The 15,002-nt window shown below is 49.7% G+C and carries 10 protein-coding genes; 8 read left to right on the top strand and 2 right to left on the bottom strand.

All coding sequences use genetic code 11. The features are described from left to right. The first annotated feature begins 31 nt into the window (after positions 1 to 31). Entirely contained in the window at positions 32 to 844 is an 813-nt protein-coding gene (locus BLS44_RS22605; protein WP_090392712.1) for an endonuclease/exonuclease/phosphatase family protein, read from the top strand. A gap of 81 nt (positions 845 to 925) precedes the next feature. Continuing rightward, a complete protein-coding gene (locus BLS44_RS22600) occupies positions 926 to 2,956 on the top strand; it encodes a sulfatase-like hydrolase/transferase (protein ID WP_090392710.1) in 2,031 nt (676 codons plus the stop codon). 104 nt (positions 2,957 to 3,060) lie between these two features. Here the strand turns inward: BLS44_RS22600 and BLS44_RS22595 are convergent, their stop codons facing one another. Continuing rightward, positions 3,061 to 4,143, bottom strand: coding sequence for a glycoside hydrolase family 43 protein (locus BLS44_RS22595; protein WP_090392708.1), 1,083 nt, complete (start codon positions 4,141 to 4,143; stop codon positions 3,061 to 3,063). A gap of 2 nt (positions 4,144 to 4,145) precedes the next feature. Beyond that, positions 4,146 to 4,412, bottom strand: a complete 267-nt coding sequence (locus tag BLS44_RS22590) for a hypothetical protein (RefSeq protein WP_090392706.1) — start codon at positions 4,410 to 4,412, stop codon at positions 4,146 to 4,148. Between the two features lie 734 nt (positions 4,413 to 5,146). Between BLS44_RS22590 and BLS44_RS22585 the strand changes: the two genes are divergently transcribed. The 6 genes from BLS44_RS22585 to BLS44_RS22560 all read left to right on the top strand — a co-directional run bounded on the left by BLS44_RS22585 (position 5,147) and on the right by BLS44_RS22560 (position 14,955). After that, the gene (locus tag BLS44_RS22585) at positions 5,147 to 7,201 is read left to right on the top strand and encodes an arylsulfatase (protein ID WP_090392704.1); all 2,055 of its coding nucleotides are present in this window, start codon (positions 5,147 to 5,149) and stop codon (positions 7,199 to 7,201) included. A gap of 169 nt (positions 7,202 to 7,370) precedes the next feature. Next, the gene (locus BLS44_RS22580) at positions 7,371 to 8,741 is read left to right on the top strand and encodes a sulfatase family protein (RefSeq protein ID WP_090392702.1); all 1,371 of its coding nucleotides are present in this window, start codon (positions 7,371 to 7,373) and stop codon (positions 8,739 to 8,741) included. 43 nt (positions 8,742 to 8,784) lie between these two features. Then, positions 8,785 to 10,194: a sulfatase gene (locus BLS44_RS22575; RefSeq protein ID WP_090392701.1), complete on the top strand. Its 1,410-nt coding sequence runs from the start codon at positions 8,785 to 8,787 to the stop codon at positions 10,192 to 10,194. Between the two features lie 272 nt (positions 10,195 to 10,466). Continuing rightward, on the top strand, positions 10,467 to 11,873 hold the full coding sequence (locus tag BLS44_RS22570) for an arylsulfatase B (protein WP_090392700.1): 1,407 nt from the start codon (positions 10,467 to 10,469) through the stop codon (positions 11,871 to 11,873). Positions 11,874 to 11,975: 102 nt separating this feature from the next. Continuing rightward, positions 11,976 to 12,857, top strand: coding sequence for an aldose 1-epimerase family protein (locus BLS44_RS22565; RefSeq protein WP_090392699.1), 882 nt, complete (start codon positions 11,976 to 11,978; stop codon positions 12,855 to 12,857). Positions 12,858 to 12,936: 79 nt separating this feature from the next. Next, positions 12,937 to 14,955, top strand: coding sequence for a site-specific recombinase (locus BLS44_RS22560; protein ID WP_090392698.1), 2,019 nt, complete (start codon positions 12,937 to 12,939; stop codon positions 14,953 to 14,955). The last annotated feature ends 47 nt before the right edge of the window (positions 14,956 to 15,002 follow it).

Here is a 15,002-nt window from a genome sequence, read left to right as displayed (position 1 = left end):
ATAAAGGGGAATAAAAAAGAATAAAAAGTTTATGAGAACGATCAGTGTTTTGGGATTTTGGGCGGTATTGGTAATGATTTCCTGCGCCCGTAAAACTGTGCCCGCCGGCAGCCAGGCCGGTAAGGATGCTATCACGTTTATGTCGTACAATGTGCATCATTGCAATCCTCCTTCCAAACCGGGAGTTATCGATGTGGATGCAGTAGTGAGGGTCATCAAAAAGGAAAACCCGGATGTGGTAGCCTTACAGGAGATTGATGTAAATACAGGCCGCTCCGGCAAGATTAACCAGGCCGCATTGTTGTCGGAGAAGACGGGCTATCATTCTTTCCATTTTTCAAAGTCGATCGATCATGATGGCGGTGACTACGGGATCATGATTCTTTCAAAGTATCCGTTGTCGGATATGGCAACGCATAAACTCCCCACAGATCCTGCAACAGGCGGCGAGCCGAGGGTATTATCGCTGGCCACGGTTACTTTGCCGGGCGGAAAAAAAATAAGGGTGGCTTCAACACACCTGGATTTTCATGGAAAGACCAACGGAAAATTGCAGATGACCGAAGTGAACAGGATTCTTGCTGATGAGCGGTTACCGGTGATCATTGGCGGTGATTTTAATGCCACTGAAAAAAGCGAGACCATTCAGCTGCTGGATAAGGCATTTACCCGTACCTGCCACAACTGTGCATTTACCATAGAAGAGGGCAAGGAGAAGCAGGCCATCGATTTTATCGCCTATAAACCCGGGAATGCCTTTTCGGTGCTTTCGCATCATGTGGTAGCCGAAGACTATGCATCGGATCACCGCCCGGTACAGGCCGTGCTGAAAATTGGTTTTTAAGGGGGTAAACGAATCGTTCTATCCGAAGTCAAAAGGATCATGATCCGGGTTTGATCCTTCAAGCAAACGAAACAGGTCCTTATGCGTAAACTTTTTCTTTTTTCCTGCCTGCTGCTGGTGTCTGGTATTTGGGCACAGACCGGCAGACTGCGTCCCAATATTATTTTTATCCTGGTGGATGACCTCGGCTATGGAGATGTGGGTGTTTTTCATCAAAATGCCCGCAAAGCCCTGAAGGATCCGGCGGTACCTTTTATGGTAACGCCCGCCCTGGACCGGATGGCTTCCAACGGTACGATATTTACACAGCAATATGCCAATGCGCCGGTATGCGTATCATCAAGATCGTCCCTGCTGACGGGTGTTACACAAGGCCATGCGGTAGTACGCAATAACCAGTTTGACAGGGCACTTGAAGATAACTATACCATTGCATCTACCCTGAAAGCAGCAGGGTACAATACCGTGGCTATCGGGAAATGGGGGCTACAGGGAACCGGTAAGGAAGACTGGCCCGGCCATCCGCTGCGAAGAGGTTTTGACGCTTACTATGGATACATACGACATAGCGATGGTCATGAGCATTACCCCAAGGAAGGACTGTACCGGAAGACCAAAGAAGTATATGATAACACGGCAAATGTTACAGAGGGGCTGGATAAATGCTACACGGGTGATCTGTGGACGGCACGTGCCAAACAGTGGATCATGGATTACAAAAAATCGAAGAACGGGGCCCCATTCTTTATGTACCTTGCCTATGATACGCCGCACGCAGTGATAGAATTGCCTACCCAGGCCTATCCCGGGGGGAGCGGTCTTACGGGGGGATTGCAGTGGATCGGTAAGCCCGGACAGATGATCAATACGGCTTCAGGAAACATTGATTCCTGGATGGCCCCCGAATTTAAAAATGCGACGTACCTGGACAAGGCCACCGGTAAGATGGTCCCGTGGAAAGATGTCAATAAACGCTATGCTACAGTAGTACAGCGCCTGGATGCGCAGGTAGGCGATCTGCTGCAATTGCTGAAAGATCTGAAGATCGATGAAAATACAATGGTTGTCTTCACCTCGGATAACGGTCCCTCAGCCGAATCTTATTTAAAAGAAGATTATACACCGGAGTTTTTCCAGGGTTATGGGCCTTTTGACGGTATTAAGCGCGACCAGTGGGAAGGCGGAATGCGTACGCCTACCATCGTACAGTGGAAAGGGACCGTAGTACCGGGAAAAACAGTGCTGCTGCCCTCTTTCCTGTCGGACTGGATGCCTACGTTCCTGGATGCGGCGGGTATGACGGCACCGGCAAGAACGGATGGCGTATCGCTGTTGCCGGCGCTTACAGGCAGGGGTATACAGCAGCGGCAAACACTTTACTCGGAATATTTTTTTGATGGCAAAACACCCGGCTATGCCGATTTTGAGCAGCGTCACCGGAACCGCATGCGCAACCAGATGCAGTTCATACGCCAGGGTGATTATGTTGGCGTACGTTATGATATCAAAAACAGCGAGGATGATTTTGAGATCTATGATGTGGTAAAAGACCCGAAGGAGAAGCTGAACAGGGCTCCGGCACTTCCTGCACTGCAAAAGCAGTTTAAGGAAAAAGTGTTGCAAATGCGGATACCTTCGCTGGAAGCTCCGCGTCCTTATGACAGTGTGCCGGTAGCCTCCGTTTCCGAAAAGAAAGCCTCAAAAGGCATCCGATACCAGCTGTATAAAGGATCCTTTTTATGGGTGCCCGGGACTGCCGGTTCAGGGGCCGCAAAATCAGGCACCGGCAGCATAAAGGCAGCAATGAATGCTTTATCTGATGCCGATGCCGGCTCCCTCAGCGGCTACATCCGGGTACCGGCCGATGGGGCCTACACGTTTTATCTGAAGGTGAATGGAAAAGCTTTTGTGCGGTTGCATGAAATTGCCCTGCTGGATGCCGATTATGGTTATACCCCGGGAGCCGAAGTGCAACAGACGCTTTTGCTCAAAGCGGGCCTGCATCCCATTCGCCTGTTATTGAAAAGAGAGGGACCGCATCCGGAGCCGGAGCTGTACTGGAGCGGACCTGGCTTTGAAAAGCGGCTGCTGGAACAGGGAGATTTCTACTAGCCGGGATTTTCATCCTGCAGCTCTTGATGTTTTTGTTCCGCAAATTGGCGCGGATCGCTTCCGCAGATCAGCAGGGAGAAGAGATCCTACCGCCTATCCCGCTCTTATTTTGTTGTAGGACCGGCTACTTTCAAAACCCCGTTCTGATCAATTTCCATCGGGTCAATGAATACCACCCGCTCATCGCCTGTTTTGCTGGTACGGCCATGATATACACAAAACATTTGTTTGCCATCCGGCGAAAAGGTGATGCTGTTATGGCCGGTTCCGGTAACAATGCCCCCTTTTTCAACATTCTTTTGTAATACAGGATTGTTAGCGGCCTTTTTAAAAGGTCCTAAGGGACTCCTGGAAGTGGCATAACCTACTGCGTAATTTTTTCCACCGAAATAATTGGCGGAATACATCATATAATACAGCTCCCCGTGTTTGAAGATGAATGACCCTTCGGTCCAGCGGCGGTTTACTTCCTTTGATGTAACAGAACGGCTTTCCCATTCCGATTGCCGGTCGCTCATTTTCACGGGCGGGCGCAGCAATAGGACCGGCTTGCCAATAACGCCGCTGAAGTCCGGCTTTAGCTCCACTCCGTATACCCAGCTCTCTTCCACTTCATGGAACCACCCTTTTTTGCGGGCCCAGTCGGCGATCTCGCTTTTTACGGGGTGCTTATAACAGCAGCGCGAATAGTAGAGGAATACTTTTCCGTCGGGTTCAAATAAAACATTGGCGTCAATAATAGGATACCCCGGATCAAATACAGGACGTGGCAGCATATCAATAAACGGACCGGAAGGTTTGTCTGCAACGGCAACGCCGATTTTGAAATTTTCCAGCTCGTTGGCCGGGTTCTCTTTCCACTGGGCACTGTAGAACAGGTAGAATTTTCCATTGCGCTCATACACTTCGGGCGCCCAGAAAGAGTGAATGCCCCATCCGTTTTTATTGTCACCGGAATACACCTGCCCTTCAGGCTTCCAGTTCACCAGGTCCGTTGAAGAATAGGCACTGAACCCCTTTTTGGCGCCGCCGCCGGTGCCATACATATAATACTGATCTCCTTTAACATGCAATACATAAGGATCTCCAAATTGTACAGGCAATGGATTGTTAGAGGCTGCAGGTGTCTTTTGCGCTGCAGTTGCCTGCGACAAAAGCAGGAAAAGCGCCGGAAGTATTCGTTTCATATTCAAAAATTTAATGGGATGCATGAAGTTCTTTGCCAGCTGCACAATGCGGAGTCCGGCCTGGCAACCCTGCCGGGATATTGGGCAGGCAGGTCGGTCTGCCCGCCGGGATCATATAACTCTTTAGGTCCGTCGTCAAAAAAAGAGATCAGTTCCCGGGCGCCGCAGCCCGGTTCGCTGTATCCCCGGTCACCGGCAGGGGTAAAAATGATATAAGGGCGCTGTTGCCCTTTGGTGTCAAAGAATAACACCCCCCAAAAAAAGGTCATATGACATTTTAATCCGGAAAAATGCATGTGCTTACAGTATTCCCGGCCGCAATATAAACAACTCTTCCTGATCTGGGCCCGGTAAAAGGGCCCCCGGGCTGTAATAAATGTCTCAGGGATTGTAACAAATGTCGAAAAAACAATTTTAACAGGGATTTTCCGCCCTGGAAAATAAAAGTCTACTAAATTTGTATACTTATGTAAGAGCCTGTTTAAATTTTATTGATGGAATTTATTATGAAGCTATTTTGGAGCGAAACAAGGAAAATTTTGCAGGCATAGTAGGCCACTATGGCGAAAAATTAAACGCAGTTGCAGCCCAAAACAGCCATTGAATGAATTTTAAACAGGCTCTAACTGTCGGCAATAATTTAAAAACGGCATGATGACCCCTGTTTTAAATGGAAATTCCGGCACCGGCGGGTTACAAAACAATTATTATAGCAATCCCTACAATAGTAGCAGTGCCCCGGACCTGCTGTTATGATATTGCAGAACGTATTGCTGTCCCGCATTGCTCCACCCTTTTATTTTTTTTGCTAAAATGTTATTAGGAAAAGTATACGATCATGAAAATACAGGCTTCCGGGGTAGCGGAAACCGTTGCTGTTATACCCGCTGCCGGCTGATGAGATTACGCAAAATCCGAATATCGGAACCGCTAATCAGAATCCCGGGTGGTAATTTTAAACCCATGAATCAAAAGATGGTCTAACTTTAAATTTAAATAACGAATGTTCCGCTTCGCTGTTCTTATATTTTTATTGGGCGTTTCAGTGTTTGCCTGTGCGCAGTCGAAACCCAATATCCTGCTCATAATGGCAGATGATATGGGCTATTCCGATATCGGTGCTTATGGCGGGGAGATCCGGACCCCGCATCTTGACCAGCTGGCAAAGGAAGGCATCCGCTACCGGCAGTTTTACAATGCGGCACGGTGTTGCCCAACGCGGGCATCCCTGCTTACCGGGCTGTACCCGCACCAGGCCGGAATGGGCTGGATGGCAGCGGCAGACCTGGGCACCGGTCCTGCTTACCAGGACAACCTGAACAACGAATGCGTAACGATTGCAGAAGTATTAAAGACCGCCGGTTACCGTACATACATGACCGGAAAATGGCATGTGACCAATGAGCGGAAGATCGATGGCGAGGTGATAGATAACTGGCCACGGCAACGTGGGTTCGACCGTTATTTCGGTATTATTCCCGGTGGGGCCAATTATTTCACACCGGTACTTTACAGCGATAACCGGAAATATAAGGCTCCCGATGATTTTTATTTAACCAATGCGATCTCCGATACCAGCGTGCGTTTTTTAAAGGATCACTTTCGCAGCCAAAAGCAGGATCCCTTCTTTATGTATGTGGCTTATACGGCGCCCCACTGGCCCCTGCATGCCTTGAAGGCCACCATTGATAAATATAAGACGGAATATAAAAAAGGCTGGGATGCCGTAAGGGCCGCACGTTTTAAAAAACAAAAGGAGATCGGTTTATTTGTCGCCTCAGCTGTAAGTACACCGAGGGATACGGCAGTGCCTGCCTGGGACCAGCTGACCGGGCAGGAAAAAGAGGAGATGAGCATGCGCATGGCCATTTATGCGGCGCAGATCGATATTATGGATGAAGGCATCGGGAAGATCATAGAAACACTCAGCGCGAACAACGAGCTGGATAACACCCTGATCTTTTTTCTCAGCGACAACGGAGCCTGTGCAGAGTTTATCAGCAGTGGAAAAAGCAAAGCCGTGGATGGAACAGAAGCCACATTTGAAAGCTACCGGCTGCCCTGGGCCAATGTAAGCAGCACACCCTTTCAGCAGTATAAACATTTTACTCATGAAGGAGGCATTGCCACTCCGCTGATCGTACACTGGCCAAAGGGCATTGCCGCCCGCCTGAATAACCAATTTGTTTCCGGCTACGGGCATATTACTGATATTATGGCCACCTGTGTGGCGGTGTCCGGAGCACAGTATCCTTCGGCATTTCATGGCCACAATATTCATCCCATGGAAGGGAAAAGTCTCCTGCCTCATTTTTCGGGGCAGTCGAATAACCGGGGGCGGATCTATTGGGAGCATGAGGCCAATATCGCCCTGCGTGATGGAAAATGGAAGCTGGTGGCCAAAACACCGGAAGGTGAAAAATTTACAATGGCCTCCCTGCAGCTCTATGATATGGACGCCGACCCCACAGAAATGAAGGACCTGAGCCGTAAGGAACCGGAGCGGGTAAAGGCGCTCTACGCCGACTGGGAACAGTGGGCCCGGAAGATAGGCGCATTTCCCCTCGATACACGGGAATATGGGGTTCGGATGCAGGCTTACCGGAGAAACATCAACGGGGATTTTGATGATAACCTGGGCGGCTGGAATATACACCGTGCAGAGGGGATGAAAGGTTCGATAATAGTAGATGAAAACAGCCGTATCTCGGGGAAAAAGTCGGCTTTCATTTCCGTGTCGCAGCCCGCTGCAAGACCTGCAGCGCTGTCCATGCTCTGGCCTTTTAAAGCGCGGCAGGGAGAACACTTTCTGCTGAGGATGAAAACAACGGCAAATCAAAACACCCGTTTTTTTGTGCGCCTGGAAAGCACGGGCGCGGGCGCTCCAAAAGTCATTGACCAGGAGCTGCAGATACAGCCGGGTGTGGAGGGTTTTGAATTTACTTCTGCTGCCATTCCTGAAAACGGCATGTACCGTGTTGGACTTTATTTTGGAACGGCTGCGCCCGGGTCGGAAGTATGGATTGATGACGTGGAACTTGTTGCTGTAAAAAAATAAGTATGTTGTTCAGACAAATATTTTTTGTTGCAATGGTATTGGGTACAATGGCGCAACCGGGTATGCCGGATATAGCCCCGCTGGTATGCCGCTTGCGGGGATTCTGTCACTTACCGGGGATGTGAAAGAATTACCGGGTATTTTGCAATACAAATAAAAGAAGATTATTATGGCCGGAAGAACCAGGCTGTTATTTTTAGGATTGCTGTTAACAGGGCTTGGTATTAAAAGCCAGGCGCAGCGCGGTAAACAGCCCAATATCGTCGTGATCATGGCCGACGACCTCGATTCGCGGCAGCTCAGCTGTTATGGTGGCCGCAATCTTAAAACCACCAATATCGACCGGCTGGCAGATCAGGGCATGCAATTCAATAATATGATCGCATCGGAGGCAATGTGTGTACCTACCCGTGCCTCCCTGTTCACCGGCTTGTACCCGGTACGGCATGGCTCTTACCAGAATCATAAACCGGTATATGATACCTTAAAAAGTATCGGGCATTACCTTTCCGGTTTGGGATACACGGTTGCCTTAACCGGGAAAGATCATAGCACAAAGCCCCGGACGGTGTTTCCCTTCGAGATCATCAAAGGCTTTGAACCCAATTGTGTATCCCCTACAGACGATTATTCGCTTACAGATGTAAAAGCGTTTATGAGCGGACAACAGAAACCCTTTTGTCTTTTTGTAATGAGCATCAACCCGCATGCTCCCTGGACGATGGGCGATACCACCGAGTTTGATCCGGAGCAACTGATCCTGCCGCCACACTGGGTAGACACCAAATCCACAAGACAACAATTCCGGAAATACCTGGCAGAAGTGCGCAGGCTGGACAACCAGGTAGGGGAGTTGATGCAGGCGGTAAAAGAAACCGGGAAGGAGGATAATACCGTGTTTATCTTTCTTGGAGAACAGGGCGCTCAGTTTCCCGGTGCCAAATGGACGCTTTGGGACGCAGGACAAAAAAGCTCCATGATCGTGCGCTGGCCCGGCGTGGTACAACCCAAATCGGCTACCGGCGCCATTGTACAATATGAAGATATTACGCCTACATTTATTAATATCGCAGGTGGCAGTCCTGTTGCACAGCTGGACGGGCGCAGCTTCCTGGAAGTACTGCAGGGTAAAACGCAGCAGGCAAGGGAGGTGGCTTTTGGCATTCACAATAATCTGCCGGAAGGTCCGCCGTATCCGATCCGCAGCATTCGCGACGGCCGGTATAAGTTATTGCTGAATCTTACACCCGGTAAAAATTATCACATCAAGTATATGATGAATCCTAAAAATGCGTATTGGGTGAGCTGGAAGGAAAAAGCCAAAACATCTCCAAACGATAAACTACTGGTAGAACGCAATATTCACCGGCCCGCTGTGGAATTTTATGACCTTGAAAAGGATCCCTATGAATTGCACAACCTGGCCGGCGATAAAAAATATGCGGCGCAGATAGCCGCGTACCGTCAAAAGCTCGAGGGCTGGATGCACCAGCAGGGTGATCCCGGTGCAACACTGGACATCCCGTTTGAACGGAGATGATATACGGCATGGATTTGAAAAATAAAACCCCGGATACAAGCAAATGAAAAGAACAAGATGGCTCCTTTTAATGGTCGCAAGCCTGTGGAGCGCAATTACAGAAGCCCAGCAGCGGCCGAATATTATCTTTATTATGGCGGATGACCTGGGTTCGGCGGAGCTCGGATGCTATGGCAATACTTTTAACGAAACGCCCCACCTGGATCAGCTGGCGGGAGAAGGGGCCCGGTTTACACAGGCCTACTCAGCAGCGCCGATTTGCTCACCTTCCCGTGCAGGAATTATGACGGGGCAGTATCCGGCCCGGGTACGGATCACGGATTTCCTGGATAATAATGCAGACCGCTACCTGGATCCGGCACGGTCCTATACCATAAACCGGGCGCTGGCGGCTGCTGGATACCATACCGGCATTATTGGCAAATGGCACCTCGACACGAAGTTCAGTGACCCGAAAGGCAATCCGAAGCAGCATGGTTTTGATGAAGTGATCGGCTCTGAAACAAAGTACATCGCAGACGGGGATTATTTTTACCCGTATGATAAGATAAGCACTTTTGATAAAGGCGCAGACGGCGAGTATCTTACGGACCGGCAGTGCAGTGAAGCTTCCGGGTTTATTATGCGCAACAAAGCAAAGCCGTTCTTTCTTTATCTTACTTTTTACAGTGTGCATACCAAATTGGATGCCCCCGATGCATTGGTGAAAAAGTATAAGAAAAAGTTTGATGCAAAATACGGGGAAGGAAAGGCCGAATCGCTGTATGGCCCGCAGAATGGGCGGCACGAAGCCGATCACCCGGATAACCCGTATCTGGCAGCAATGATCGAACGGATCGATGCTGGTGTGGGAACGGTAATGGAAACGTTGAAAAAAGCAGGGATTGATAAAAATACACTGGTGATCTTTTTCTCCGACAATGGCGGGGTATGGCACCTGGGAAATAATGGGGTGCTCCGCGCCGGTAAGTCCTGGCTGTATGAGGGCGGTATCCGTGAAAACCTGATCGCGCGCTGGCCGGCAACGATCCGGCCGCATACCACAGTGGATACACGTGTGATGGCCACTGATTTTTATCCAACCTTCCTGCAACTGGCGCAAACAAAAAACCGGAAGGATAACCGGCTGGATGGCAAAAGCATGGTTCCGTTGCTGCAGGGAAAAACAATGGGAGCGCGCGAACCGTTCTTCTGGCACTATCCCTCGGAGACCGGTCGCTGGATAAACCGCATGTGCAGCGCGGTGCGGGACGGGGATTATAAATTGTTGTATTTCTATAAGGCCCGCCGTACTGAATTATATGACCTTAAAAAAGACCCTTCGGAACAAACAGATCTTGCGGTGCAGATGCCTGAAAAAGCGGCAGAGCTTAAAAAGAAACTGGATCAGTGGCTAAAGGCAGTGGATGCGGAAGTGCCGGATACCATCGTGAAAAAGAAAGCAAAAAAATAGCGGGCAGGAGTGGCACGGCACAATGACAAGAGCGGATGGATCGTCTTTTGAACATTTTACCTGCGTATTATAAATACAATAGCACGGTTTAATATCAGGAATCTGTAATGGTGTTTTTTTAATACTCCTGGAATGCCTGGCAGGGTGACGAAAATATTCCGGGTCTGCAGCTCAACGTATGAGCGGGGCGAAAGATGAAAGCTTAAGGGAGCGATTGTTGGTTCAAAAATAATGATCAGATCATGTATATAACGATGCTATCTTTCAGAGCAATGAGGCATAGGGTGGGAATGTTGCTCCTCGGAGTCTTTTTATTGCTGCAGGCCGGGGCGCAGCAAGCGCGGCCCAATATCGTGATCATTGTGGCCGATGATATGGGCTGGGGCGATGTGGGTTTTCATGGCAGCGAGATCCGCACGCCGCATATTGATCAGCTGGCGCGGGAAGGAGTGGTGCTGAACCGGTATTATGTAAGCCCGATCTGTTCACCAACACGCGCCGGCCTTATGACCGGGCGGCTACCGGAGCGCTACGGACTGAGGGAGAATGTGATCGCTCCCTGGCTGGATTTTGGTGTAGACACAACGGCCGAATTCCTGCCGCAAATGCTGGCACAGGCGGGCTATAAGAACCGGGCGGCCATTGGTAAATGGCACCTCGGGCACTCAAAGCGTAAATACCTGCCGCTGCGCCGGGGATTTACACATTTTTACGGTCATTATAATGGTGCTATCGACTATTTTACACATAAGCGGGAAGGTGAACTGGATTGGCATAACGATTGGCAAACAGCAGCAGACACCGGTTATACAACCGACCTCATTACTGCAGAAGCAATCAACTGTATCAACAGTTATCAACAGGAAGGGCCATTTTTTTTATATGTGGCTTACAACGCGCCACATGGTCCGCTGCAGGCAAAGGAGCATGATCTTTCCTCCTACGGCTTTGATCCGTTAAAGCCGGTTTTTGGTAAAGGGCAACCGGGTGAAGAGGGCTCCGCAGGACGGGGAAATACACGCAGGCAAACCTATGCAGCAATGGTTACGGCAATGGATGCAGGTATTGGACGTATACTGCAGGCACTTAATAACGCCGGCATCGATGATAATACCCTGGTCCTTTTTCAAAGCGATAATGGAGCGGCCCCCAAAGAGGGAGGGCGTAACCTGCCGCTGAGAGGATTTAAATTCCAGGAATGGGAGGGTGGGGTAAGGGTGCCTGCTGTGATCCGTTGGCCTGCTGCATTTAAAGGAGGATGGGTTTGTGAGCAGGTGACCGGCTATATTGATATTGCGCCAACACTCCGGGAAATAACAGGGCTGCAGCAACCGCCGCCGCAACCTTATGATGGCCTTTCAATAATTCAATGCCTGAAGGAGCGCAAAACGGTAAGACGCGATTTTTACCTGGGAAATGGTACGCTGATCAGCAATGACTGGAAACTGGTAATGCCCAAAAAGGAAAGCGCAGCCGGGGGCGCCGGTCCGCAGCTGTTTGCTATTGACAAAGATCCATACGAGAAAGAAGCGTTGGGCGCCCGGTATCCCGGCCGTCTAAAAGCTTTAGTGGCATTGTTACAGCAATACCAGGCTATTGTTCCTGCACAAAAAGTACCACCCTATGAGCAGGGAAGAAAAAAGTTTGAGGCGCCGCGCAACTGGGATATCCGCGAGTAAGCTATCTTATTGCTCCCCGGCAGGTGTTGAAGAACAGGAATTTATTGCAGAATTGCATACTAAAATGATCGATTTCCCGTTTAATGTTCAAATCGGGATTCTATGGCTAAAATATACCAGAAAGAAAACAGTGCACTGAAGATCGCCGTTTCAGAAAAAGGTGCAGAACTGCAAAGTCTTATAGACAAAAGTACGGGGCAGGAGTATATGTGGAGCGGAGACCCGGCTGTATGGGGCAAACACTCGCCCGTGCTTTTCCCGGTAGTAGGCACTTTAAAAGACAATACGTATGAGTATGAAGGTCGCCGCTATCATTTGAACCGTCATGGCTTTGCGCGTGAAATGAATTTTGTGCCGGTTGGACAGCTGGCGGATGAGATCGTTTTTTTACTGAAGCAAACAGAAGAAACGCTGGGCGTTTATCCCTTTGAGTTTGATCTGAAATTAAAGTACCGGCTCGATGGAAAAACGCTCACCGTGACCTATGACGTCTGCAATACCGGCGCTCAGAAGATGTGGTTCTCCATCGGCGGGCATCCGGCGTTTAAATTGCCCCTGTTCAGGGGCGATGCTTATGCGGAATACGCTCTTGAATTTGAGGAGAAGGAACATGCCGGGAAGTGGCCGATTGAAGCGGGTGGCCTGTTGGCAAGGGAGCCGGTACCCTTCCTGAATAATACCAATATACTGCGTTTAAATAAAGGCTTGTTTGCAAAAGATGCGGTGGTTTTGAAAGACCTGAGATCCCGCAGGCTGGCCCTGCGCTCAGACAGGACCGGGACCGGCTTCGATTTTAGCTGGACCGGATTTCCTTACCTGGGTATATGGGCTGCGCCCGGCGCAGACTTTGTCTGTATAGAACCCTGGTGCGGTATTGCGGATACTGTGGGCTCGGGGCAGGATCTTACGGAAAAAGAAGGGATCTGCGGACTGGAACCCGGCCGGCACTTTATTAGAAGCTGGTCCGTAACAATCATTTCATAGAGCGCGAAGGCCAATAAAAAATAGATTTCCTATTTTTAGATCTTTGTCAGGGAATCCTGGTCCCGGTTAAAAAGAGCGGATGAATTTATTTAAACGACAGAAGAAGGAAAAGCGCTTTTGTGAAAAAGTGCTGGAAGATGAAGCGGCATATGCCATCGGTACAAAGGAGGAAAGCCTTCATTTCCTGATCGCCTTTTTTGAAGACCTGCGACCACCAAAAAAAGAGCTGCACCTGGCGGATACCCGGATGAAGGAGATGATCCTTTTACTGGAGGCACATCCTGCGCTCGTAGCCCGGTTGCAACAGGCAATCCTTGTTCAGCTGATCAATGCCCGGCTTGAAGTGGCGTTTACAGAAAGCGGCATCCCGCTCAGCAGTGGCTTTTGGGATGAACTGATCAGTAAACTCAAACATAAGGTCCTTCCCAAAGAACAGGATAAGGATGATTTTGTATATGTACTGGACCGGGTATTTTACAAAAAAAATGACCATGTATGGATCGAAGCTATCCGGCGTTCTACCTGGATCAGCTTCTTTGAGCTGCTGCAGTTCACCCTGCAGGCCAGGGATCAGCGTTTGACCCAGCACCTGACCGACGCCCTCACCGTATTGTCGTTCCAGGTTGCCAATAACGGGTTGGAAAAAGAGATCGCAGACTATATTGCTCCTTTCCGGGAGGGACAGGAAAATCCCTTTCTTTTGCAAAGCCGCTTATTGCATGAACTGCAGCAACAGGTAAAGAATGATCCCTATAACATGCGGGAAGTAGGCAGCCGGCTAAAGAGCGTGCTTTTTGAAATTGAAAATGAATGCTACTATATCCGCCAGCACCAGGACCAGCGGGGTACCAGTATCCGGCAGAGCTACCTGCTGCTGATCCTGGGCGCCCGTATCGAACGGATGCAGATCCTGCTCGATACCATCGACAACGACGATCATTTTGATATAGGCCGGTTTGTAGATCTTTTTAAATTACTGGTCAGGAATGAGAACCTGAAGAACAGCATCCGTCAGTTCATTTCACAGGGCGTGGGGTATATCGCTTATCAGATCGCTGAGCATAAAGGGCAAAAAGGAGGAAAGTACATTACTACCACCCGCAGGGACTACCTGAATATGCTGGTCAGCGCCATGTGGGGAGGGCTGATCATCTGCTTTGTAGCGATCACTAAAAATATCCTTGCGAAGCTGCACTATGCCTATTTCTGGCAGGGATTCTGGTACAGTGTAAATTACAGTGCCGGCTTTGTGCTCATCGATCAGACGGGGTCCACACTGGCCACCAAACAACCGGCCTTTACAGCAAATGCCGTAGCTGTTTCGCTGGATTCCAAAAAGAACAATGAGCAACCGGACCTTCAAAGCCTGGCGCTTACGGTAGCCCGGGTCTTCCGGAGCCAAACGGCTTCCTTTATCGGGAACCTTATCATTGTATTTCCCGGCACCTACCTGCTGGCCTGGGGGTATCACAAAATAATGGGTACAAAGCTGGTGGCCGGTAAAGCTGCTTTTATGCTGCTGCAGGAGCAACACCCTTTTCAAAGCCTGTCCCTGTTGTATGCATGTAATACCGGGGTCTTCCTGTTTTTAAGCGGGATCATCGCCGGATATGTACAAAATAAGATCCGCTTTGGCAATATCGGCGCGCGGCTTGCCCATCATCCGGGGCTGCATGCTCATACGTCCGTGGCAAGGAGGCGCTGGTGGGCCGGGTTTATCGAAAAAAATGCCGGCGCTTATGCCGGCAATATCAGCCTGGGTTTTTTCCTGGGGATGGCCGCCAATATGGGCAAGATATTCGGGATCCCGTTCGATATCCGGCATATCACCATTTCATCCGGCAATATGGCCATCGGGATCTATGGGCTGGGGTTTGAGCATATTCCGGCAAGATACCTGGTTACCGTATTCCTGGGCGTTCTGGGTATCGGTTTTTTTAACTTCCTGGCAAGCTTTTCGCTGGCCTTTATCGTAGCCGTGAGATCAAGAGGAATACAGTTACGCCGCTATCCCGAGCTGATAAGGGTGATCATCCGCCATTTCTTCAGAAAGCCGCTAACCTTTATCGTACCGCCGAAAGGTGAAACAGTACAATAATCTGCCCCAGTTCGGCTATTTTTGTTGAATTGGGGTTCTTTACGATA

The sequence above is a fragment of the Niabella drilacis genome (assembly GCF_900101395.1).
Lineage (GTDB): Bacteria > Bacteroidota > Bacteroidia > Chitinophagales > Chitinophagaceae > Niabella > Niabella drilacis.
Note: the sequence above shows the minus strand (reverse complement) of the source record. Positions and strands in the feature narration are given on the sequence as shown.